25 protein-coding genes are annotated in these 23059 nt (G+C 44.5%); 16 read left to right on the plus strand and 9 right to left on the minus strand.

Features of this window, described 5'->3' with window-relative positions; all coding sequences use genetic code 11:
- Position 1 precedes the first annotated feature (1 nt).
- Both B4F66_RS02605 and B4F66_RS02610 read right to left on the minus strand, forming a co-directional pair.
- A complete protein-coding gene (locus B4F66_RS02605; protein WP_014706879.1) occupies positions 2-241 on the minus strand; it encodes a hypothetical protein in 240 nt (79 codons plus the stop codon).
- Positions 242-256: 15 nt separating this feature from the next.
- On the minus strand, positions 257-385 hold the full coding sequence (locus B4F66_RS02610; protein WP_292353414.1) for a hypothetical protein: 129 nt from the start codon (positions 383-385) through the stop codon (positions 257-259).
- A 78-nt stretch (positions 386-463) separates the two neighbouring features.
- Here B4F66_RS02610 and tsaB point away from each other — a divergent pair, with 78 nt between their 5' ends.
- From tsaB to cmoB, 3 genes are read left to right on the plus strand one after another with little or no spacing between them, the layout of a single operon-like run.
- The gene (gene tsaB, locus B4F66_RS02615) at positions 464-1150 is read left to right on the plus strand and encodes a tRNA (adenosine(37)-N6)-threonylcarbamoyltransferase complex dimerization subunit type 1 TsaB (RefSeq protein WP_292353413.1); all 687 of its coding nucleotides are present in this window, start codon (positions 464-466) and stop codon (positions 1148-1150) included.
- Positions 1147-1878 (plus strand): carboxy-S-adenosyl-L-methionine synthase CmoA, encoded by a 732-nt coding sequence (gene cmoA / locus B4F66_RS02620; protein ID WP_292353412.1) that lies wholly within the window; start codon positions 1147-1149, stop codon positions 1876-1878. Before tsaB ends, cmoA begins: the two co-directional genes overlap by 4 nt.
- Positions 1875-2846, plus strand: coding sequence for a tRNA 5-methoxyuridine(34)/uridine 5-oxyacetic acid(34) synthase CmoB (cmoB, locus tag B4F66_RS02625; RefSeq protein ID WP_292353411.1), 972 nt, complete (start codon positions 1875-1877; stop codon positions 2844-2846). The genes cmoA and cmoB overlap by 4 nt, the downstream gene beginning before the upstream one ends.
- A 20-nt stretch (positions 2847-2866) precedes the next feature.
- Here the strand turns inward: cmoB and B4F66_RS02630 are convergent, their stop codons facing one another.
- Positions 2867-3250, minus strand: a complete 384-nt coding sequence (locus B4F66_RS02630) for a hypothetical protein (RefSeq protein ID WP_292400635.1) — start codon at positions 3248-3250, stop codon at positions 2867-2869.
- A 226-nt stretch (positions 3251-3476) separates the two neighbouring features.
- Complete coding sequence (locus tag B4F66_RS02635) at positions 3477-3668, minus strand: CPXCG motif-containing cysteine-rich protein (protein ID WP_292353409.1); 192 nt, start codon at positions 3666-3668, stop codon at positions 3477-3479.
- 179 nt (positions 3669-3847) lie between these two features.
- On the opposite strand from B4F66_RS02635, the gene B4F66_RS02640 reads away from it, so the two are divergent.
- Positions 3848-4780 (plus strand): ZIP family metal transporter, encoded by a 933-nt coding sequence (locus B4F66_RS02640; protein ID WP_292353408.1) that lies wholly within the window; start codon positions 3848-3850, stop codon positions 4778-4780.
- On the opposite strand, the gene B4F66_RS02645 is transcribed toward B4F66_RS02640, so the two are convergent.
- The 5 genes from B4F66_RS02645 to B4F66_RS02665 all read right to left on the minus strand — a co-directional run bounded on the left by B4F66_RS02645 (position 4772) and on the right by B4F66_RS02665 (position 9159).
- Positions 4772-5272 (minus strand): GNAT family N-acetyltransferase, encoded by a 501-nt coding sequence (locus B4F66_RS02645; RefSeq protein ID WP_292353407.1) that lies wholly within the window; start codon positions 5270-5272, stop codon positions 4772-4774. The two genes, B4F66_RS02640 and B4F66_RS02645, sit on opposite strands and share 9 nt — an antisense overlap.
- Positions 5273-7045: an SLC13 family permease gene (locus B4F66_RS02650; RefSeq protein WP_292353406.1), complete on the minus strand. Its 1773-nt coding sequence runs from the start codon at positions 7043-7045 to the stop codon at positions 5273-5275.
- Positions 7046-7142: 97 nt separating this feature from the next.
- Positions 7143-7673: a lipocalin family protein gene (locus B4F66_RS02655; RefSeq protein WP_292353405.1), complete on the minus strand. Its 531-nt coding sequence runs from the start codon at positions 7671-7673 to the stop codon at positions 7143-7145.
- A 93-nt stretch (positions 7674-7766) separates the two neighbouring features.
- The gene (locus B4F66_RS02660) at positions 7767-8576 is read right to left on the minus strand and encodes an ion transporter (RefSeq protein WP_292353404.1); all 810 of its coding nucleotides are present in this window, start codon (positions 8574-8576) and stop codon (positions 7767-7769) included.
- 91 nt (positions 8577-8667) lie between these two features.
- Positions 8668-9159 carry an Arc family DNA-binding protein gene (locus B4F66_RS02665; protein ID WP_292353403.1) on the minus strand — a complete coding sequence of 164 codons (492 nt, stop codon included), beginning with the start codon at positions 9157-9159 and terminating at the stop codon, positions 8668-8670.
- Positions 9160-9351: 192 nt separating this feature from the next.
- Between B4F66_RS02665 and B4F66_RS02670 the strand changes: the two genes are divergently transcribed.
- The 12 genes from B4F66_RS02670 (at position 9352) to B4F66_RS02725 (ending at position 23056) form a co-directional block, all read left to right on the plus strand.
- Positions 9352-11412, plus strand: coding sequence for a sensor domain-containing protein (locus B4F66_RS02670; RefSeq protein ID WP_292353402.1), 2061 nt, complete (start codon positions 9352-9354; stop codon positions 11410-11412).
- A 79-nt stretch (positions 11413-11491) separates the two neighbouring features.
- The gene (locus B4F66_RS02675) at positions 11492-11863 is read left to right on the plus strand and encodes a MerC domain-containing protein (RefSeq protein ID WP_292353401.1); all 372 of its coding nucleotides are present in this window, start codon (positions 11492-11494) and stop codon (positions 11861-11863) included.
- A gap of 43 nt (positions 11864-11906) precedes the next feature.
- Positions 11907-13118, plus strand: a complete 1212-nt coding sequence (gene zigA / locus B4F66_RS02680) for a zinc metallochaperone GTPase ZigA (RefSeq protein ID WP_292353400.1) — start codon at positions 11907-11909, stop codon at positions 13116-13118.
- A 1-nt stretch (position 13119) separates the two neighbouring features.
- Complete coding sequence (locus tag B4F66_RS02685) at positions 13120-13782, plus strand: DUF1826 domain-containing protein (RefSeq protein ID WP_292353399.1); 663 nt, start codon at positions 13120-13122, stop codon at positions 13780-13782.
- Between the two features lie 17 nt (positions 13783-13799).
- Positions 13800-14345 carry a ZrgA family zinc uptake protein gene (locus B4F66_RS02690; protein ID WP_292353398.1) on the plus strand — a complete coding sequence of 182 codons (546 nt, stop codon included), beginning with the start codon at positions 13800-13802 and terminating at the stop codon, positions 14343-14345.
- Positions 14345-14809, plus strand: coding sequence for a Fur family transcriptional regulator (locus tag B4F66_RS02695; protein ID WP_292353397.1), 465 nt, complete (start codon positions 14345-14347; stop codon positions 14807-14809). Before B4F66_RS02690 ends, B4F66_RS02695 begins: the two co-directional genes overlap by 1 nt.
- Positions 14810-14895: 86 nt before the next feature.
- Positions 14896-15597: an ABC transporter ATP-binding protein gene (locus tag B4F66_RS02700; protein WP_292353396.1), complete on the plus strand. Its 702-nt coding sequence runs from the start codon at positions 14896-14898 to the stop codon at positions 15595-15597.
- A 20-nt stretch (positions 15598-15617) separates the two neighbouring features.
- Complete coding sequence (locus B4F66_RS02705) at positions 15618-17618, plus strand: TonB-dependent receptor (RefSeq protein ID WP_292353395.1); 2001 nt, start codon at positions 15618-15620, stop codon at positions 17616-17618.
- Between the two features lie 2 nt (positions 17619-17620).
- The gene (locus B4F66_RS02710) at positions 17621-19036 is read left to right on the plus strand and encodes an ABC transporter permease (RefSeq protein ID WP_292411291.1); all 1416 of its coding nucleotides are present in this window, start codon (positions 17621-17623) and stop codon (positions 19034-19036) included.
- Between the two features lie 4 nt (positions 19037-19040).
- On the plus strand, positions 19041-20405 hold the full coding sequence (locus tag B4F66_RS02715) for a DUF3526 domain-containing protein (protein WP_292353392.1): 1365 nt from the start codon (positions 19041-19043) through the stop codon (positions 20403-20405).
- The gene (locus B4F66_RS02720; protein WP_292353391.1) at positions 20398-21429 is read left to right on the plus strand and encodes a CobW family GTP-binding protein; all 1032 of its coding nucleotides are present in this window, start codon (positions 20398-20400) and stop codon (positions 21427-21429) included. Before B4F66_RS02715 ends, B4F66_RS02720 begins: the two co-directional genes overlap by 8 nt.
- On the plus strand, positions 21413-23056 hold the full coding sequence (locus tag B4F66_RS02725) for a formylmethanofuran dehydrogenase subunit A (RefSeq protein WP_292353390.1): 1644 nt from the start codon (positions 21413-21415) through the stop codon (positions 23054-23056). Before B4F66_RS02720 ends, B4F66_RS02725 begins: the two co-directional genes overlap by 17 nt.
- Positions 23057-23059: the final 3 nt, after the last annotated feature.

Below are 23059 nucleotides of genomic sequence, written 5' to 3' on the forward strand. Positions count from 1 at the left end.
ATTAATCTTGTCGGGCGAGTTTAAACAAACGTTTTAGCTCGTCCTCTAGACTGTTTGCTGGTACAGCCTCTTGACCACGGTTGTACCAGTAAGCAGCGTTAGAAAGATCCCCTTCAATTCGATGCAGGTAACCATGGATTAAACAGGCCAGTGGATCACTGTACTGCTGGATAAGTTGATGAGCGCCATGCCAATCCTGTTCGCGAATTTTATCCAGTGCTTGCAGATGTATGACGCTCATTGGTTTCCTCAATATTTATGACTGCCAGGTAACACTACCCAGCATCAACAAACTACCCACGACGGCGAAAGGTGATGTTACTACCACAAACAGCAGCTTCATCAATTCGCGGAAAATATAGATGGTATCAACGATATAACCCATAGCAAAACTCCTTTGTAGTGCACGGTTGAATTATAATGCGCGACTGTGACGGACAAATGACATGATGATGACCAACCTATGAATTTGCTTGCCCTTGATACCAGTACTGAAAGTTGTTCTGCTGCAATCACCATAAACGGTGTGTTGTATCAGCAACAGCAAATGACTCAGCGAGGGCATTCGACCCTGATCTTGGGGATGCTCGATCAACTTTTCAAGCAAGCCGATGCCTCAATTGCCGATATCGATGCATTGGCATTTGGTAGGGGCCCTGGTTCGTTTACCGGTGTGCGCATTGGTGTCGGAGTTGCGCAGGGAATTGCGTTTGCCCGTGAACTTCCAGTCATCCCTGTTTCAACACTTGCTGCTGTTGCGCAGGCTGCTTTTGATGCTTTTGGTCATCAAAACATAGCCGTGGCCATGGATGCCCGTATGGATGAAATCTATGCAGGCTGTTTTCAGGTGAAAGGTGGGTTTGTGACGCTAATCGACGAGGAAAAAGTGTGTACTGCTAAACATTTTTTTCCAGCAAATGCCGAAAAGTGGTTAGGTGCAGGAAATGGCTGGCAGGTTTATGCTGAGATGTTGCAAGCCAACTTTTTTGAACAATTGATTGACCAGCAAGCCGATATTTATCCTGGTGCAGCAACGATTCTTAAACTTGCTGAGCAGTTTTATCGGCGTGGTGAGTTTGTCAGTGCTGATAAGGCGTTACCAGTGTATCTGCGGAATAATGTTGCTAAAAAGAAGGCACAACAGGGATGATTAAAAAAGCCGATAACATATTCGCCTCTCCGCTGGAACAGATGGTGGACTTTCGTTTTGATGAACGCGTGGTGGACGTGTTTCCCGATATGATCCAGCGTTCGGTGCCTGGCTATGGCACCCTGATCTCCAATATCGGCATTCTGGCCGCTCGTTATGCTCAGGAAAACAGCAGTTGCTATGACCTGGGCAGTTCCTTAGGGGCGATTACCTTGTCAATGCGCCAGCGTATTAAGGCGGAAGGTTGTCAGATTATTGCTGTTGATAATTCTCTAGCAATGATTGAACGGGCGGAGAAAATCATCGCGGCGGATAATAATCGCGTACCGGTTGAGCTACGCTGTGAAGATATTAACCAAACGCTTATTGAAAATGCCTCGGTAGTGGTGATGAACTTTACCTTGCAGTTTATTGCACCAGCGTTACGGGATGAGTTGATTGATAAAATCTATCAGGGCCTGAAACCGGGTGGCGTATTTATCCTGTCGGAAAAACTGGCTTTTGATAGTCCTGAACGACAGACATTTTTCACTGAAGCGCATCACGATTTCAAACGGGCCAATGGCTATAGTGATCTGGAAATCAGTCAGAAACGCAGCGCGCTGGAAAACGTATTAATCCCCGAAACTCTGACAATGCACCAACAACGCCTTAGCCAAGCCGGTTTTTCCCGCAGCGAATGCTGGTTTCAATGTTTTAACTTTGCCTCTTTGATAGCGTTTAAATGACCGTATATGACCCGTTTTATCGTTGGCTTGAATCCGTTGGACAAGCTGACTGGGCCAAACAATTGGCCAAATTTACCGATCAGCGACTGGCTGATGATTTTCATGGCAAGATGCCGTTATGGCAAAAAGCGTTGGCGGATTTACCCTCCATAAAACCTTCTGTTATAGAACTGCAACAACAGGTGGCTATTGGCGCAAAAGAAGATTTGGCGGCTTATGACACATCTTCGTTTATTGAACTGATCAAAACCTTTCATCCCTGGCGCAAAGGCCCGTACCAATTATTTGATATACACATTGATACTGAATGGCGATCGGATTGGAAATGGGATCGCGTATTACCGCATCTCAGCCCTTTGCATGGACGAAAGGTTCTGGATGTTGGTGGTGGCAATGGTTATCACGGCTGGCGCATGGTGGGTGAGGGCGCCCAGATGGTAATGGGGATCGATCCAACATTGGTATTCAGTATGCAATATCAATTGATGCAGCACTTTATTCAAAGTGAAAAGCATTTTGTTTTACCGATTGGTATTGAACATATGCCTGAAAAATTGCATCTCTTTGATACGGTCTTTTCCATGGGCGTTTTATACCATCGCCGTTCACCGCTAAGCCATTTGATGGAATTACGTCATTGTCTTCGTAGCGGCGGTGAACTGGTATTGGAAACTCTGATTATTGATGGGGAAGAGGGCATGAGTCTGATGCCAGAGGAACGTTACGCCAAAATGCGCAATGTCTGGTTTATTCCATCAATTCCAACGATGCTGATATGGCTGCGTAGATGTGGTTATAAAAATGTGCGCTGTGTGGATGAAAATCTTACGTCACTGGAAGAACAACGAGCAACAGAGTGGATGACATTTGAATCGTTAGCCGATTTTTTGGACCCTCAGGATATGCATAAAACCATTGAAGGATATCCGGCACCAAAACGAGCCGTATTTATTGCTGATGCGCCATAAAAGACCCAAGCAAGAAGCCTTTAAAAAGCCATTGAGCTGGGTGATACCGAAATCCACTTGCCACTACGATGCTGGCAGGCATCCAGCGATTTTTCCTGTAAGTCATCACCGTTTTTGATTTTTAACTGATAGGCAAGGCAGGGGTAGTGCCCATAAGAATAACTTCGCAACAGCTGGATTTGATATTGGATGCCAGTATGGTGATTAATCCAGCCATGTTCGGACTCGAAATCATTAGATGAAAGGATTTCCTGAGTTCTATCAAGATCAATCGTGGTCATCGCGGTGTCGGTTTCAATACCTGCTTCGACGCCTGCTAAAAGATCCAATGAGGCATGAGCAGTTGGTATTAAAAGCGCCACAATGAGTAACGGGTAAAAACTATTATGCCAAATACGATTCAATGTGCATTCCCATCTTTGGTAGAAGTCCATTAGAAACCGAAATATAACATCCTTCAATAAGTAAACTATCCTTGTTTAAGCAGGATATTTTTCCTTTAAATCCATGGGTTTATTTTTTTCGTGCTTAAAATCTACTTAAAAATCGTTATTTAATTTAACGCCATGGCGGATTTTTTCAGCAATAAGACACTGTGTTTACGCAATAAGCTCCAGTGAAACTTTAATTTTATGCATTTTCATCAACAGCTACGACATTGAATGAACCATCTGCATTTACACTCACTGAAAATTCGATTGGGCGGCAACAGACAAAGCAATCCTCAATATATTGTTGGTATTCCACACTGGCATCCAGTAAAACTTCAATAGTTTCACCGCAATAGGGACACATTACGGATTGTTCCTGTAAAGCTTGCATCGCCATGCTCCAAAATTGTTTATTATCGTTAAGAAATGTTTAGGCATGCATTAGTTCAATCTGTCATTCATTAAATATATTTTTGTGTAAGACATAGGGCATTTTGATCTTTGATAGCCACCATAGCTGGAGGCTATCAAAGATCAAAAAGCCAATAGATAAACTCTGGGAACAGCACGATGCAACAGGCAATAAAACAAACCCTTTCTGCTTTTTTGATAAGTTGGCGTACACAATTCAATAGTCGTCCAGTAATTTCTATCCTACTGCTGGTATCAATCGCTGGGCTTGCAATATTGTTTCTGATGAATTTGCTGTATCGGCAGTCCACTGTTGACCCACAGTTTTTAAAATGGGCACTTATCGGTGGAGGCGTTGGGGCCTTGTCAACGGCTCTGGGTGCAGCACCGGGTTTATTCGTTAAAAAGCTTCCCGCCGTAACTGAAGATACTATGCTGGGCATGGCTGCAGGTATGATGTTGGGAGCCAGTTTTTTTTCGTTGATTTTGCCGGGGATTGAAGTAGGTACTGCATTGACGGGAAATGCTGTCAGTGGAGTAGTTATCATCATTTTTGGCATGATTGGCGGAGTGGTGTTGATGCTAGGGCTGGATTATTATCTGCCGCATGAACATCAACATCTTGGTCCGTGCGGGGCAGGGCATCAACAGGTAGGTCGGGTTGGACTGTTTGTTTTGGCGATTGCCTTGCATAACTTTCCGGAAGGCATGGCAATTGGGGTAAGTTACACCAATGGTAATCTGGCGGTGGGTATTCCGTTAACCGCAGCGATTGCCTTACAGAATATCCCCGAAGGTCTTGCTGTGGTATTGGCATTGCGACGTATCAATATCTCTTCCGGCAAAGCCGTAGCGATTGCTGCAGCAACCGGTCTGGTCGAGCCGGTTGGCGCCGTGATGGGTATATTCCTGTCCAGTGGTTTACCGGTTTCCTATCCTTTGGGATTAGGCATTGCCGCCGGGGCAATGATATTTGTGGTTTCGCATGAAGTCATACCGGAAACGCATCGTAACGGACATCAGACAAGAGCGACAGTGGGATTGATGGGCGGCTTATTTGCCATCATGCTGATAGATACATTATTAGGTTGAGTGACTGTACTCAAACAAATAACGACGATCTCCGAGACCAATGCCTTCGGCAATTTGTTTAAAGCCAGACTTTCGATAAAATTCAAGTAATTGAGGATAATGCGCTACTGCATCCAAATGCAGGGTCCGATCACTGATTAACCCTAAACAGTGCTGAAGCAGTAGTCGTCCATAACCCGCTTGTTGGTGTTCGGGATGCACGGCCAATTGCGTCAGATAGAAGTCAGACCGCGGGGCCTGTGGCCAACAGTCTGCATAATAATCGGCTGGTTTAAGCCCTAAAGCGACACAACCTATAACCCGGCAATCCTGCTTGATGACATAGACTGTTTTTTGTAACAGATTCTGGCGGACAGATTGTTCATCATAAACATCCAACCAATGTGACATGCCTTGTTGATACATATGATTGGCACACTCCGTTAACAGTGTGACTAACGCTGGGATATCTTGCTCACAAGCGAGCTGTATTGGCGTATTAGCTATCAACATTTAGTTTAATGGCCAAATCAACATAATGACTGCCAGGGTTACGGCACCAATAAAGAAATTCATCGGCACACCCACTTTTAGAAAATCACGGAAATGATAGCCGCCCGGCCCATATACCATCAAATTGGTTTGATAGCCCAATGGGGTTGCAAAACTGGCTGATGCCGCCATCATAATGGCAAACACGAATGGTTCATTATGCAGTTCGGCTTTGGAGGTTAATTCCAATACGATCGGCAACATTAATACCGCTGCCGCATTATTGGTAATTACTTCGGTCAGTACAGATACAGCAATATATGTCATCACCAGCATTAACCATGCTTGATTCTGGCTTAATGAAACAATACCGCTCGCTACCACATCAGCAACCCCGGTCTGCTGCAATGCCACACCTAAGGCAAACGAGGCTGCTATGGTCAGAATTACGGTTAGATCCAGACTGCGCTCTGCCTGACTTACCGAGCAGCATCCTGTTATTATCATTAACACCGCACCAATTAATGCAGCATTCAACATGCTAATCACACCAAAGCCAGCGGCAGTGACCAGAGCAATCAGAATAACCCAGGCGATTCCGGCTTTATCGTGATTTGGGGATTCTTTTCCAAGGTCATTAATCAACAAGAAATCTTTGTTATAACGTTGTCGACTTACAAAAGCCGGTCTTGCTTCCAGTAGTAATGTGTCTCCAGCTTTTAAAACAATATTACTCAAGTTGCCTGCAATACGTTCCCCATTTCGTGCTACGGCCATTATCACAGCACCATATCGTTGGCGAAACTTTGCATCGCGGATGGTTTCTCCAATAGCGGCACAATGTGGTGAAACCACTGCTTCAACCAGACTGCGCTCAGGACGATCGGCCGAAAATACACTACTTTCAGCATCTGAAGTGGAAGCGACAATACCGCGGATCCTTAATAGATCAGTAATCCCTTGAGTGTCACCCGCAAATACCAAGCGGTCTCCACTTTGCAGACGCTGTTCCGGTGTGACGGCTGTCAGCAATGTCCCATTGCGCTCGATTTCCACAAGATAAACACTTTTTTGCTCGCGTAAACCTGCTTGCTGAATGCTCTGTCCCACAAGTGGACCATTAGATTCAACCATCACCTCCAGGGTGAATTCCCGAACATTTTCGAATGCATGACTTTTACCAATATCCGGTAACCATTTAGGAAAGAAAAGCCACATAAACACTAGTCCACAAATCGCAACAGGCAGTCCAATAATGGTAATCGAAAATATTGAAAACCCGGCTTCACCAGTTAATGTCTGGTATTGCCCATTCACTACCAGATTGGTACTGGTTCCAATCATCGTTATAGTGCCTCCCAAAATAGCGGTATAACTCAACGGAATCATGATCTTTGACGGGCTGATGTTGATGCGTTTGCTCCAGGCCAAAAGGCCAGGAATCATGGTAGCCACAACAGGAGTATTATTTAAAAACGCACTGAGAAAAACGACCGGAGTAAAAATACGTAAATAGGACCTACGTACTGTTTTGGGTGACCCCAGAAACGATTTCACCATTATGTCCACACCACCAGACGCATGCAGACCGGCAGCGACAATAAACATGGCAGCGACGGTAATCAAACCACTGTTACTGAACCCTGCTAGGGCTTGTTCGGCATTTAGAATGCCGGTTGCAAGTAATACTGTGAGGGCAGTGATCATAGCAATATGTGGGCGAACACGACTGAATATCAACACGAGTAACACACTAGTTGTTACGATTAACGTAAACCACGCTTCCAAAGACATTTTTATCGCCCAAGCCATATTCAAGGCGACTATCATCGCAAGAAATCGATATAAACAGAATTAATAAATATGTATTTACATATGATGTTTACATATATTAATTATCCCATTGCTGAGGGACTTTTTTAATCTGCGAAATATCATAACCCTGCTCAGCAAGCAGTTTCAGCATTTGCAGGTAATCCTGTTCAGGAATTTGCGGTGTTCTGGCCATTATCCAGACATAATCGCGTTTTTCACGACCTATAATTGTCTGGGTGTAATCGTCATTTATGTAAACAATTCGGTAGTCGGCTTTGATAGGCCAGATAAACTGCATTCCCCAGACGGCGTTAGATTCGTCATCCAGAATAAAGCCTTTGGGATGATATTGTTTTAGTTCGCCATCAAAGCTGCCTTTATTGAAAGTAAAGGTCGTGGCAATCGTGCCATCTTCATTTAATTCGTAAGATTCCACAGCATTGTGTGCACCTTTTTCAATAAAGGTGGGAATATTGGCGATCACATACCAATCACCCATAAATCGGTTTATATCTACATGGTTTTCGGTACGAATCGGTTTTGACATTGACTGACATCCTGCTAACAGCGTGATAAACAGCAACAGAGATAATTTACGACCAATCATCGACATCCCTCCTGAAATAGAGATGCTGATGTTCGGATGTCTGTTGTGAATCAAATGTGAAGGCGGCTTGCAGAATGACGTCGCCGGATTACTTCAGGATCGGGTTTTGATGAGCGCTTTGAGTTCTTCAAGCTGTGCGGATAAATCTTCTATGGTCATATCATTTTTATGCGCTTCTTCATGCTCTTCGGCACGCTCCTGTTCCATCACATTGACGACAATACCAATCAGCATATTGAGGAAGGCAAAAGTATTGAGGAAGATAAACACCAGATAATAAATCCAGCTCAGTGGATACACTGCCATGGTTTCGTACATGACATCAGTCCAGTCCTCGAAAGTCATTACCCGGAACAACGTCAGCATTGAGACAGCAATATCCCCCCAAAGAAACTCATTTATCTCCTCGAACAGCGTGGTGCCGATGGCGGCAAAAATATAGACGATAATAAACATCATCAAGGCAACATAACCCAGCTGTGGTAACGCTTTGAGCAGAGAGTTGAGCAAATGGCGGAGTTCGGGGATTACCGATACCATCCGTAATACCCGAAAGATACGTATTAACCGGGCCACATAAGCCAGTTCACTATCATTGACCGGTATCAAAGAGACCGCGACGATAATAGTATCGAACACATTCCAGCCACTTTTGAAAAAATCGCGCTTATTGGGTTCTGCCAGAAAACGAACGCTTATTTCAACAACAAAAAACAGGGTAATCGCATAATCCAGCCAGTCGACTAAGCGCAGAATTTGCAGGGGGATTTCATAGGTTTTAACCCCGGTGACCATGGCAGAAAATAAAATAACGCTGACCACGATAATTTCGAACAAACGATTTTGTCGCAGGCGTTCTAACTTATGTTGAAAACTGAGCGGAGAGGGTGCGGTGGTTTGCATGAATCAGGGCCAAAAAGACAATCAAGGCCGCGATCATAATCGGAATTTCTAACGGGGCAAAGACGTTTATTTGAATAAATCAGAGAGCCAGTCAATCATTATCCGTAAGATTGTTGATTAACGTCATTATGACTTTTTTATTAGCCTCATTCAGACCGCGAAATAAACAGAGTAATCGCTGTTCGGAATCGGAAATAGTAAATTGTTTCTCAGCAACTGCGCGGTAACCACCCCGGTTGATGTTTGCAGCAACAGAATGCTGGCGATGTTTTTCATAATCCTGAAACAATCTCATGACAATTTCCAGGTTGAGACTGATTTCATGCTGATGGCTGAAATCACGCAAACGGTCTTTCAAATCATCCGGAATGCGCAACCCGAAAGCCTCAGTGTAGGTGCTGGTAGGGTGTCTCAGCAGAAATTCTCGCACAGCTGTTTTGCCGAAGCGATGCGTCAGGCTGTTTTGTAATAAAAACAATGCCTCACTGGTCGTGCTCCGATTGTGCTGTGTTGCCTCAGAACGTAGCCAAGACATAAGCTCAGCAGGCAGTCTAAGGCCAAAAGGTCCTTTTCTCGCGCTCATTATTTAAAGAGTGTAAACAGTTGTTATTGACATAGTTAGTTACCATCTGTAGTTTCATTACCACTGGTATCTATCACCGTGGTATTAGATAAAGCCAGTGTTGCTCAGTACACGTGAAAGACCAGTGAATAGGACTTGTGCAGCTGACGGAACGAATGGCTAAAGATCAACGTTAAGGACAAGGCACGTAGTGTGAGAAACACATTATTAGAAAATGCTTTCAAATTTGCACATGAAGGCATCGTCATCACGGATGAGCATCAGAAAATTGTTGATATCAATGAAGCGATGCAACATATCACTGGCTACTCCCGTTCTGATCTTATCGGCAGCAAACCGCAAATCCTTAGTGCTGAAAGCCAAAATAAAGTATTTAATCAGTCTCTATGGCAGTCATTGCAGCGCAACGGTTTCTGGCAAGGCGAAGTGTCCAATAAACGCAAGGATGGATCGCACTACATAGCCCGGTTTAGTGTGAAACGAATCAATGCCCACGGCAAAGTGTTTTACTTGGGTCATTTAAGTGATATCACCACCGACAGGAAGTATCGTGCTGTTCTTTCTGATCTTGTTCTAAATCGAAATTCACATCAGATCCTCAATAAAAACCGGCTGGAAAATGAATTCAGTCATATGAGTACCCTGGCAGACCAGAAGGATGAAAAACTGGTTGTGGCCTTTATGGATCTGGATGAGTTCAAAAGTATTAATGATATTCATGGCAAGGTCACCGCTGACCAATTATTGGAAAAGGTTCCCGAACGTGTTCGAACTGCTCTGAAGGAAAGCGATAGCATCGTGCGCTACGGAGGCGATGAATTTGTGCTGATTATCGGTGGTGTTTCCAGTCATGCTGCTGCCACAGACATTATTAACAAAGTGCTTTCAGCCATATCACTCCCCTTTATCATTAATGATGTGCCGATGATGATTACAGCTTCAGTAGGCTATACGCTCTATCCCGAAGATAAAGGCAGTCTGGACACATTAATCCGCCATGCTGACCAATGTATGTATAAAGCCAAGCTGGATGGCAAATCTACCGTGGTTGCCTACGATCCAGGTGAAGAGGTCCAGATTACCGAGCGTAACCAGCAGCTGCGAGAAATTGCGACGGCAATAAGTGAAGATCAGTTTGTTTTGTTTTATCAGCCCAAGGTGACGCTGAGTACCGGGCATATCTTTGGCTTTGAAGCCTTGATTCGCTGGCAGCATCCCAAACGTGGTCTGCTGTCACCCGATAAATTTATTGATCAGGTTTACGATACTGAATTGGAAGTCAGTCTTGGCCAGTGGGTTATTCGTCAGGCATTAAAACAGCTCGCAGCCTGGCAACAGGACGGTCATAACTATCAGCTGAGTATCAATCTCACCGCATATCACTTATCGACAGCAGATTTTTTTGACTGGCTGCAATATCAGATTCAGCATTATCCTGGCCTGGACACCAGTCGTTTCCAGATTGAAATACTGGAAAGTAATCGGTTAAGCGATTTGAGCCTTATCAGTAATGTGGTCGAATTCTGTAAATCAGAGTTCGGCATTACTACGGCATTGGATGACTTTGGTACCGGCTATTCATCGTTGACCCATATCCGGGTTTTACCGGTGGATGTTGTCAAAGTAGATCAGACATTTGTCAGACGAATGTTAAGTGAGCCTGAGGATTGTAAGATTGTAGAAGGTGTCATTGCGTTGGCACAGTCATTCAATATTCAGGTTATTGCCGAAGGCGTTGAATCTATTGCCCATGGTGAAGTGTTATTGGCAATGGGCTGTAATCAAGCACAGGGCTACGCGTTAGCCAAGCCTTTGCCGATTGATCAACTGATGAAGTTTTTAAGCTCATATCAGCCCTTCAGGCAATGGTGTTCACAATCGGGTCTATTGAAAAACCATAAGCAGGCACGACTCAGTCTGTTTTATTTTTATCTTAAATACTGGTTGCATCAACTTCAGGAAAGACTTTTTGCTGAGCCTGAGATTAAAACCGAGTGGCCGATAACCCAATTATCCGATACTCATTGCGGAATCTGGCTTGAAAAGGCCCGATACCATCATTATCTGGACAATGCCACGCTTGACCAGATCAGCCAATTTCATCATTACATCTTTCAATCTGGAAATGATTTACTGGCCAGTTATCTAGCAGGGGACGTGCATGCCAGCCGGGCAGGATTTAATGCCCAGGAAACCACGTTCCAAACCACACTTTATGAATTACATGTGCTAATCAAACGAATGTCTGAATAAGAATTCCGTTTTAACTTGTTGACAGTTGCCGCAGTTATTGAAATGATATGATATATCATAATTTATGGGATAACTGAAAATGAAAGATGATTTGGCCGTGGCCTGTTCAGGTGCATGCATGATCCATTGCTTAGTAACACCGATAGTCATTGGATTTGGCACAGCGGGACTGTTAGGGGATTGGTTTACTTCTGAATGGGTGCATAAGGTAATGCTCGTTCCGGTGATCCTGCTGGCGATTCTGAGTTTACCGGGAGCTTATCGCAGACATAAAAATCATTGGCCTTTATTACTCGGTGGAATTGGACTTTCCACCATGGTTTCAGCATTAATCGGTCCGGAATCTCTGGAGACATGGATCACATTGAGTGGCGGACTGCTGTTGATTACCGCCCATCTCTGGAACCGAAATCTGTCACTTCGACTTCTTCCTGTTACGAGGGAAATGTAAATGGATAAACAGGATTTATTAAATGAACAAGGAGAAGGGCTTTATGAACACAAATCTAGATAAACGCCTGCCAGTTACTGTGTTATCAGGTTTTTTGGGAGCCGGTAAAACCACCGTATTGAATCATATTTTAAATAATCGCGAAGGTCGAAAAGTGGCAGTTATTGTCAATGATATGAGTGAAATCAATATCGATGCTCAACAAATTCAGCAGGATGTGCAGCTTAATCGCGCCGAAGAAAAGCTGGTGGAAATGAGCAATGGCTGCATCTGCTGCACCTTGCGGGAAGATCTGTTGATTGAGGTCCGTCAGCTGGCAGCAGAGCAACGCTTCGATTATCTGGTCATTGAATCAACCGGTATTTCCGAACCTTTGCCAGTGGCTGAGACGTTTACCTTTGCTGATGAAGAGGGAGAAAGTCTGTCACAGATTGCTCGCCTCGATACCATGGTAACGGTGGTGGATGCAGTGAATTTTCTGCGTGATTTTAATGAAGCCAGACAACTGCAGGAAACTGGTGAAAACCTTGGTGAAGATGATCTGCGAAGTGTGGCCGATTTGCTGGTGGATCAGGTTGAGTTTTGTGATGTCATTTTGATCAGTAAAACCGATTTATGTACCGCTGAACAATTAACTGAACTGACTGGCATTTTGAAAAGCCTCAATACCGAAGCAGAGATAATTTCGATAGAAAATGGCCAGATCCCATTGGATAAAGTATTGGGGACGCAGAAGTTCAGTTTTGAAAAAGCCGAACAGGCAGCTGGATGGCTGAAAGAAATGCGGGGCGAACATATCCCTGAGACTGAAGAGTATGGCATTAACAGTTTTACCTACGTCGCCCGTCGACCTTTTCATCCACAGAAGTTTTTTGAGTTTCTGCATCAGGATTGGCCCTGTGGCAAGTTGATTCGCTCCAAAGGCTATTTCTGGTTAGCCAGCCGCCCCCAGTTTGCCGGGCAGTGGAATCAGGCGGGTGGTATTGCCCGCTATGGTTTTGCCGGAATGTTCTGGAAAGCTATCCCTGAAAATCGCTGGCCACAGGATGAGGAGAGTCTGCAAACCATAAAAGAAAACTGGCAGGAACCCTTTGGTGATATGCGTCAGGAGCTGGTGTTTATTGGTCAGAACTTAAATGCTGAAATGGTGACAGCAGAACTGGATGCCTGTTTATTAAATGACAGTGAATTATTGGCCGGGAAGCAGCTCTGGGAAACATTGCCCGATCCTTTTCCAGCCTGGGAGGCAGCTTAAAATGAATCAGAGTGCTATTGCCCTCAATCCAGTATTTGAGCATGTGCAAAAAGCAGATTTAGCTTTAGTGATGACCTCAATTTATCAACCGCATATCAATCTGGTTATCTGGCAGCGACAGTTGCAAAAGACACTGCAGGACTATATTGATGCATTAACGCAAGGACTCAATGCGTTACAATTACGCACAATAATTGCTCCGGCTGAAGTCAGTGCGTGGCTTGGTGGATTATTACCAGAGGATCCTCAACGACATTTATTTATTGAGGATGTCAGTCAGTTAGTGGAAATGTATGCAGATCTGTTCGATTTAAACGTTGTAGGCTTGTGCCTCAGCCTGATAAACGAGACTATGTGCCCCAGATTTCATACTGATCATTTAGCTTGTCGTTTGGTAACAACCTATCACGGAAAGGGCAGTGAATGGTTGCAAGAAGACAATGTCGATCGTTCAAAACTGGGTGCTGGTGCTAATGGATTACCTGATCATTTGTCAGGAATATATCGACATCATCAGTATATTCAACAACTGCAGCAAGGAGAGGTTGGATTGTTCAAGGGTGATGGCTGGATTAATAGTCAGGTGAATGGCATTGTGCATCGTTCGCCTCATATCAATAAGACTGATAAAAGGTTATTGCTAACCCTGGATTTTGCCGAGTGAGTAGGAGACTGTTGGACATGCGAGTTGCAGTATATTTAGTCACCCTGTTTTGTGGCGTGCACCTGAGCGCTATTGTCTATGCTCAGGACAAACATCATGATCATGATGCAGATCATCGTCATCATGGTGCCCATGTGCATGGAATGGCCACACTGGATTTAGTGATGGATGATCACGTATTGATGATGCATTTAAAGTCACCATTAATGAATTTTCTAGGTTTTGAACACCAGCCGGAAACAGAACAGCAAGAAGCCATTTATCAGGATATGCTGCAACAGCTTGAAATGCTTGCTACCCTTATAGAAGTTAAGGGATCGAGCTGTAAAGCTGAATCAATCGAAGTCGAAGAACCTTTTGCTGACTCTGACGAAGCAGGACACGCTGACGTAGATGTCAGCTATTTTTTACGCTGTGAAAAACCTGAAAATATTACCGAATTGAAAATCAATTTATTTGATGTTTATAGTAATCTGGAAACTATGCAAGTGCAGATGGTTTTACCGACCGGCCAGCAGCAATTAAAACTTAATCAACAACGAACCTCTATCCGGATCCAGTAATGGCGAAAGTCGATACTCATAAAGTAATGCAACAAGCTGAACGAAGTTGTGCTGATCATGGTGTGCGGTTAACCAGCAAACGCAAACATATTCTCGAAGTGTTGTTAAATGCACAGGCCCCACGTTCAGCCTATGAAATTGCTGAGCTATATCGTCAGAAAACCGAGGAAAATATTCCAGTCATGTCGGTCTATCGAATGCTGGATTTTCTAATGCAGAACAGTCTGGTGCATAAACTGGCCTCCAATAATAAATTTATTGCCTGTGCTCATATCGCCTGCTCGCATTCACACCAGACACCACAGTTTTTGATTTGTGACAACTGTCAGCAAGTAAGAGAAATAGGAGTGGATAAGCAACTGATTCATGCACTCGAAGAGAGTATTGAACATAATCATTTTCAACTAAACAGTCCGCAACTTGAACTACATGGATTATGTGAAACTTGCCAGCAAGAAAGTTAACTCTTTTTTTGGCTTAATAATGATGTGATATATCGTATTTTTATAATATTTTGCATCTTTTGTGATATTTAAATCCAGGAGAAATCATGCTGGAAGTGAACCAGTTAACCAAATCATTTGGTAATCGAATTGCCGTTGATCATCTCGACTTTAAAATCGCTTCTGGCGAAGTTTTATGTTTATTGGGTGCAAATGGCGCAGGAAAAACTACCACCTTAAATATGTTGTTAGGCTTTACCTCACCAACCAGTGGCAGCGCCACTTTAGAAGGTCAGGACCTCTATCAGCAGTCATCGTCTTGTCGACAAAAAATCATGTATGTGCCCGAAAACGTCAATCTATATCCCCGGTTTGATGCAATTGAAAATATTCACTATCTGGCGGTATTGGCCAAAATGAAATTAACCGATCAGCAAATCCATGAAGCGTTAATCAGTGCAGGGCTTAAACAGGCAGACTTTTCCAAGCAGTTAGCTGAATACTCCAAAGGCATGCGACAGAAAGTAGCCATTGCATTTGCTTTGTTAAAGCATGCCCGTTTGATTTTGATGGATGAGCCGACTTCTGGTCTGGATCCGGTTGCCACTCAGGATTTTATTCAAGTAGTGAATACGATTAAATCTCGCGGAGCAGCAGTGTTGATCGTCACACATGATCTTTTATGTGCCCATCAACTGGCTGACCGGATTGGCATTATGAAACAAGGCCATTTAACCGATCTCATTACCACGCAATCGTTAACACTGGATCAGGTAACGCAACGTTACTTTGATCAGTTTGCTGCATAAAAAAACAAAAGGACTTTACCGTGAAAAAAACTTTTATCAGCAGCCTGATTGTGTCTGCTCTGCCGTTATCTGTTGTTATTGCCGAGACCGATAATGAACCCGCTGCTCGTATTGATCCCCTGGTGGTGTTGGGTACGCGTCCGGATTATGCCGATGAAAATCTGGCCGGTTCACAGGATATTATCTCGCGTGAGGAGTTATCCATCAGTCACGTGAACAATACCATGGAGCTGTTTACCAAAATTCCCGGTGTTTATTTTGCCCGCTACAATCAGGGCATCATTAATACTGATATTGGTATTCGCGGTTTTGCTGCTGAGGGAAGTACTCCTCATGCCAAGCTGTTAATCGATGGCATTCCATCTAATCTGCACAATGGTTACAGCGAGATGGATCAACTGTTTCCAGGCAACATTGACACTATTCAGGTTTACAAGGGTAATAGTGATCCACGCTACGGCACATTTAATGTGGCGGGTAACTACCATATTGCTACCCGTTCAGATATTGGCCGTGACGTTGAAGTAACCCTCGGTAGTTATAACGCACGTGAGATTCAGGGTTATTGGGGAGAACAGACCGGCGCATTGCAACACAGCTATTTTGCTGGTTACCGCGAGTCAGAAGGCTATCGGGATAATTACGATATCGATAAATACAGTGTCGGTGGCCGCTGGTTTTATGACTTATCAGACGATACCTCACTCGGTTTTATTGCACGAATGGCCGAGTATGATGCTGATGCACCGGGATATCTCACCCAAGAAGAAGCACGCAAACATCCGACTCGCTCTGCAGCGTATGCAAGACAAGATGGTGGTGATAAGGAAACTCAATCTTACAGCCTGCATTTTGATACCGCATTACGTGATGATCTGACCTGGTCAGCCAAAGCGTATTACAACTATTACGAACGTGAGCGCTGGGTGAGGTTTAGTGAAGCTGGTTCATTGGGCAATCGTTATGATGAGCAGGATCATTATGGTTTTATCTCGACCTTGTCCTGGGATATTAATGAGCAGTGGGTATTAAACTGGGGGCTGGACATCGAACGCCAGGATGTATTGGAGCAGCGCTTTGGCACAATTGGCAATATGCGGCAACGTGATACCAGTAATGTGTCGCGTAACTTTGATTATGATTTTGTCAGCAAAGGCACCTATCTGCAGGTATCTCACACACCGAATAAGTTTATCGCCTGGAATGCCGCCATCCGTGCTGATCGAATTGATGGAGATTTTAAACAGCGTAACGCAGCCGATGAGGTGATCAGTAATCAGGATAGTTATGACTATGGCACCATTGTGCAGCCTAAATTTAATCTGTTCCTCTACCCAACTGATCAAGTGACTTTGTTTGCCAATGCAGGACGCAGTTTCCAGCACCCGGTCAGCAGTAGTGCCTATACCGATGGTGACCGTTCTGCACGTGATGTTTCAATCAATGATGGCTGGGAACTGGGGGTGAAATGGATGCCAACCTATAGCCTAGAATTTCGCTTGTCCTATTGGGAACAGAAAGCCAAAGACGAGTTTGTTTTGGTTGATGGCGTGGCTCGAAATGTGGGTGAAACGCTGCGTCAGGGCGCGGATTTTGGCATGAGTTGGATGGCAACTGACAAACTGACTCTTTGGGGTAACTTCAGCACTGTGGATTCAGAGATTCAAAGTCCCGGAGCTGACAAAGGAAATGAATTACGCAGTATTCCTTCCTATACCGCTTCAACGGGTGTTAGTTATCTGTTTACTCCGGCGCTGACTGGACGTTTACATTACGATGCTCAGGGGGCGTCTTATATTAACGAAGCAAATGCTGGCGGCAAGTTTGGTCAATATAATCTGGTCAATGCCAGTCTTGATTACGAGACAAGCTGGGGCAATATCAACTTTCAGGTTAATAGCCTGTTCAATGAATATTACGAATACGTATATGACTTTGGGAATGCAGGCGATCCGGTTGACACCATCCATTCACCTGGTGATGGCGTTAATGCCAGTGTTTCAGTGGCTTATAAGTTCTAATCATGATGCAGACTATTATTGAAATTGCTCGTCATGAGTTGATCACCCAGTGGCGCAGCCAGACTCTGAAAGTCCTGTTGCCGTTGTTAGTAATATTAACGGCATTAATTGCATTTTCTCATTGGCAACAGCAGCAGGATTTTATTGAAGCCCAGACTCTCTGGCAGCAGCAGAATGATGCTAACTGGGATGCTCAGCCAGATCGGCATCCGCATCGGGCAGCGCATTACGGCACCATGGTGTTTCGCATCATTTCTCCCCTGAGTTTTATTGATAGCGGAGTGAATCCGTTTGTCGGAAATGCGTTATTTCTGGAAGCACATAGGCAAAACAGCAGCAGCTTTAAACAATATGTCAGCAGTACGGCCTATATGGGGCTGGGCTATCTGTCAGGTGCGACGGTCATACTGGTGATCTGGCCTTTGGTATTGATTGCTTTGGCATTTAATAGTGTCAGTGGTGAGCGTGTACAGGGCACTTTGCGCCAATTGGTCTCACAAGGTATTAGCGTCAAACAGTTGTTATTCGGCAAAACGTTGGCATTCAGCCTGATATCGCTGGTATTTCTATTAGTGATATTTGTTATTGCAACTGGCTTTATGCTGCAAACGCCAGTACATGGCAGTGATGTATTACGAATGTGCGCTATGTTTGTTTTGTATTTGTTTTACTGCCTGTTATGGACCTTCACAGTGGTGCTGTTCTCCAACTGGTGTCGTACCAATCAACAAAGCTTGTCTGCATTGCTGTTGTTCTGGCTGCTGACAGTGATTGTGATGCCTAAAATGGCTTACAGTCTGGCTGATATGCAATATCCAATACCTGATCGGGCGGTGTTTGATATTCAGACAGCGCAGGAAATTGCCAAAGTTGGTAATTCACATGACCCCGATGATCCTTACTATAACGAGTTTCGTGAGCAGGTATTGGCAGAATACGGCGTTTCACGAGTTGAAGATTTACCAGTGAATTGGCGCGGCGTGTTGATGCAGGAGGGCGAGCGAATTACCAGCGAGGTGTTTACCCAGCAATATGCAAAGTTGATGCAAATCGCTGAACAGCAAAATCAATTGGTCAGCAAGGTGGCGTGGTTTTCACCTTATTTATTAGCCAATAAATTGTCGTCCATTTTCGCGGCGACCAACGCGGATAGTTTTTTGCATTATGAAAACGCTGCTGAGCAATTTCGCTTTAATTTCATCAAGCAGCTGAATCAGATGCATGCAGAACAAATCGACCATGCCCATGACCGTGAACAAAAAGTCTCGAATGAGCATTTGGCAAATCTGCAGCAATTTGATTATCAATCTCCTACCTTGCAGGCCGAACTGAATCTGATTTACCCGCCTTTATTAATATTATTGGGGTGGTTAATCATCGGTGTGTTGTTACTTTCCTGTAGTCGGAACGAGGTTTGATTAGGTGAGATTTATTCAATTTGAATTACGCTTGTTATGGCAGAACAAGCTCTTTAAATGGCTGATGGCAGCTTATCTTCTAGCAGCTTTATTAGCCATTATCTGGGGCCAGATGGGACTGCAACGTGAATATCAACAGCGGGCTATCAGCGAAGCAAATTACCAAGCCGAATTGGCAGACTATAAGAAGGATGCTCAGTTAGCTCCATACGACTCGGGTTATATGAGTTATTACCAGTTTCATCCTGTCTGGCAAAAACCTTCTGCCTGGTCGGCATTGATTCAAGGTGAGCGCAGTGAAGCGGCCACCCACACAAGGGTTCGTTTATTAGGTTTGCAAAGCCAATTGAGCAATACGGCGACGGGCAATATTGCCGCTATGCCCATCGGTAAGCTGGACTTGAGTTTTATCTGGATTTACCTGATGCCGTTATTGATTGCGGCATTAAGTTTAAATCTGCTGGCAGAAGAGAAGGCCAGCGGACGCTGGTCGTTATTGGCCTCCCAAGTGGCTAATAGCGGATTATTATTAACTAAAAAAATGCTCATTGCAGCAGGCTTACTGGCGATGGTGAACGTACTGATTCTATTGGCGGCTGTTGTGCTGACAGATATCAGATTCGATGGATTATGGTGGCAGATTGCAGCCATATTATTGGCATATCAACTCTGCTGGTTTGTGATCACAGGCTGGATTATCAGTTTGCAACGTAGCGCCATTTTTAACAGTTTATTATTTATCAGTCTGTGGATTGTGTTTGCTTTTGTGCTGCCAGGATTGGCTTATCTGTATCAAACGCAACAACAGCAACCGGCTGAGCATGTGTCAATGGTGTTTGATCAACGTGAATACATGCATGATAGTTGGGATAGGGATAAGCAGGCAGATTTTGATGTTTATTTGCAGGACTATCCTCAGTGGCATACTACAGAGTCGACCTTACAAAAGCCTTTCGACTGGCGCTGGTATTACGCGATGCAACATATGAGCGATGTGATTGTAGCGGATGCAGTGAATCAATTTCGTGATAGCCGGATACATTCCCACCGGTTCGGAGAAACTTTTGCCTGGCTATCCCCGGTGATGCGAGTGCAATACAGTATGAATCGACTCGCTGATACCGATATGCTGGCAAGTCAGTCTTTTCTGGATCAGGTTGCTGACTATCAACAGCAGTTACGCGATTATTTCTTTCAATTCTATTTTTTTGACCAGCCGTTCACTGCGGCAGATTTCACTAAAATTCCAGTATTTGACTATCGACCAATTGTTCCTAACAACGCGCTTATAACTCTGATTAATTTAGTGATCGTCGGGTTATTTTTTATTGGGTTAATTTTGCTACAAACTCGCCGAAATCGTGGTTGAACAAACTTTCAGGCTTTTTCAAAAAGCGATACCGACTAATGTGATTACCGGTTTTCTCGGCGTTGGTAAAACCACGGCGATCCAGCAGCTACTAAAGACCAAACCGCCAGGTGAACGTTGGGCAGTATTGATTAATGAATTTGGCAAAGTGGGTATTGATAGCCAGCTGCTGCAAACCGATGACCATTCTCTAGGTGAGGTCACGATTCGCGAAGTACCCGGAGGCTGTATGTGTTGTGCTGCGGGGTTGCCGATGAAGGTGGCACTCAATCAGCTTATAGGCAAAGCCAAACCCGACAGGTTATTGATTGAACCTAGTGGGTTAGGGCATCCGGAAGAAGTGATCGCCGTGCTGTCAGGTGAATTTTATCAATCGATCATTGATTTACGTGCCACGCTGACATTGGTTGATGCACGTCATATGGCTGATGCGAAATATCGCGAACATGAGACTTTTCAGCAGCAGTTACAGATCGCCGATCTGATCGTGGCGAACAAGTCAGATATGTATGGGCAGAGCGAAATTGCTGCGTTAAAAGCTTACCTGAATGAAATGCATCTTCAGGAGCTACCTTTACAAATCACTCAGGACGCAAAAATTAATACTGAATGGTTAAAGCCAAACGCTAAATTTAATCAGGCGGTCTGGCAAGAGCAGCCTGCGGTTTTTGATCTGAAGAATGAAACTCAACCTATTCCCGACTGTGGTTACTTGGCGTTAGGACAACAGTTGAGTGGCTGGTATAGCTATGGCTGGCGGTTCAAATCAACATTCTATTTTGATTACCAACCGCTGATAGCGTGGTTGGAGCAATTTAAACAGATTCGGTTTAAAGCCGTTTTTCGAACCAGCGAAGGCTTTGTTGCTATCAATCAAGCTGATGACAACTTGACGATTGATGGACTAGCCAGTCAGGCAGCAGAAAGCCGTATTGAGTTCATTACCGATAAGCCACTTGATGCAAAAAAAATGGAAAGCCAATTATTACAGATGTGTGGGATAAATCATGTTAACCCGTCTTAAAAACGCTCGAGTATATGACCCGGTACAAAAACTGGATGGTGAACTCATGGAGCTGTGGATCCGAGATGATCGAATCGTTGATCCGAGTCAGATCACAGATAGAGAGTCGGCCATCACCCATGATTTGGACGGTGCCATTACCATGGCGGGCGGTGTGGATATTCATAGTCATATTGCAGGTGGTAACGTAAATACCGCACGTTTATTAATGCCCGATCAACATCGAAATCATCTACAAAGACAGGAAAATCTGCCGTTTTATAATGCTCGCTGGTCGAGTTTTGAAACCGGTTATCGCTACACCGAAATGGGGTACAGCATGGTGGTTGAACCGGCAATGTTGCCAGTGAATGCGCCGCAGGTACATCGAGAAATGGCGGATATCCCGATCATTGATACGGCTGCGCTGGCGATTCTGGGCAGTGATGATTTGCTGGTATCCATGTTGCGCAGTGGTGCTTCGCAAGATCAGATTAATGACTATGTCAGCTGGACCATTAACACTACCCAGGCATTAGGTTTGAAAGTGATTAATGCCGGTGGTTCGCAGGCGTTTAAAGCAGGGGTTGAACAGTTTGGTCTGGATGATGAAGTGCCGGTTTATGGCATCAGCTCCCGCCGCTTATTAACCTCATTGCAGACTGCTGTGCATCAGCTGGGTATACCACATCCGGTACATGTGCATTGTAATAATCTGGGTGTTCCCGGTAATGTACAAACCGCCATTGCTACCATGGAGGCTGCCCAGGGCTTACCGATGCATCTGGCGCATGTGCAGTTTTATGGTTATGGCGCAGAGGGTAATCGTGGTTTTTCTTCAGCCGCAGCCCAGCTAATGGAAGCGTTTAATCGACATCCCAATATTACTATGGATGTCGGGCAGGTGTTATTTGGGCAGACGGTGACAATGTCTGGCGATATCATTGCTCAGTTCTCCCGTCGAGGCGATGCCAGCCCGCACAAATGGGTGATGTGGCATGCCGAAGATGAGGGTAGTGGCGGTATCGTGCCTTATCAATATAAAAAGGCAAGTTTTGTTAATGGTTTGCAATGGGCCATTGGTCTGGAGATTTTTCTGTTATCCGGCGATCCCTGGCGTTTGTTTTTCACCACCGATCATCCCAATGGCGCACCGTTTACCCGTTATCCGGATTTACTGCATTTATTGATGGACTATGATTTTCGCATGGCCTGTCTGGCAGAACTGGATCCGGAGATCATGGAGTTGACCCTGCTCAAAGATCTGAAACAGGAATTCAGCTTATACGATATTGCCATTATGACGCGGGCGGCCCCGGCAAAATTACTGGGATTGAATGACCGTGGACACCTTCAACCTGGGGCTTTGGCCGATATTGCGGTTTATCATGAGCAAGATGATAAAGCCGCGATGTTCAGGAAGGCGCAATGGGTATTCAAAAACGGTCAGCTGATTATTGAACGCGGAGAGTTTGTGAAGCGTCAGTTTGGCCAAACCATGACCGTTAAACCACATTTTGATCGGCAGATTGAAACCACAGTAAAAGACTACTTTGATCGGTTTTATTCGATGAAATTATCCAACTATGGGGTACAAGACGATTTGTTATTTGATCAGCCCGAGCGTTTTTCTGCGATTAACTTATAAAGC

The organism is Methylophaga sp. UBA3603, from assembly GCF_002375335.1.
Classification (GTDB): domain Bacteria; phylum Pseudomonadota; class Gammaproteobacteria; order Nitrosococcales; family Methylophagaceae; genus Methylophaga.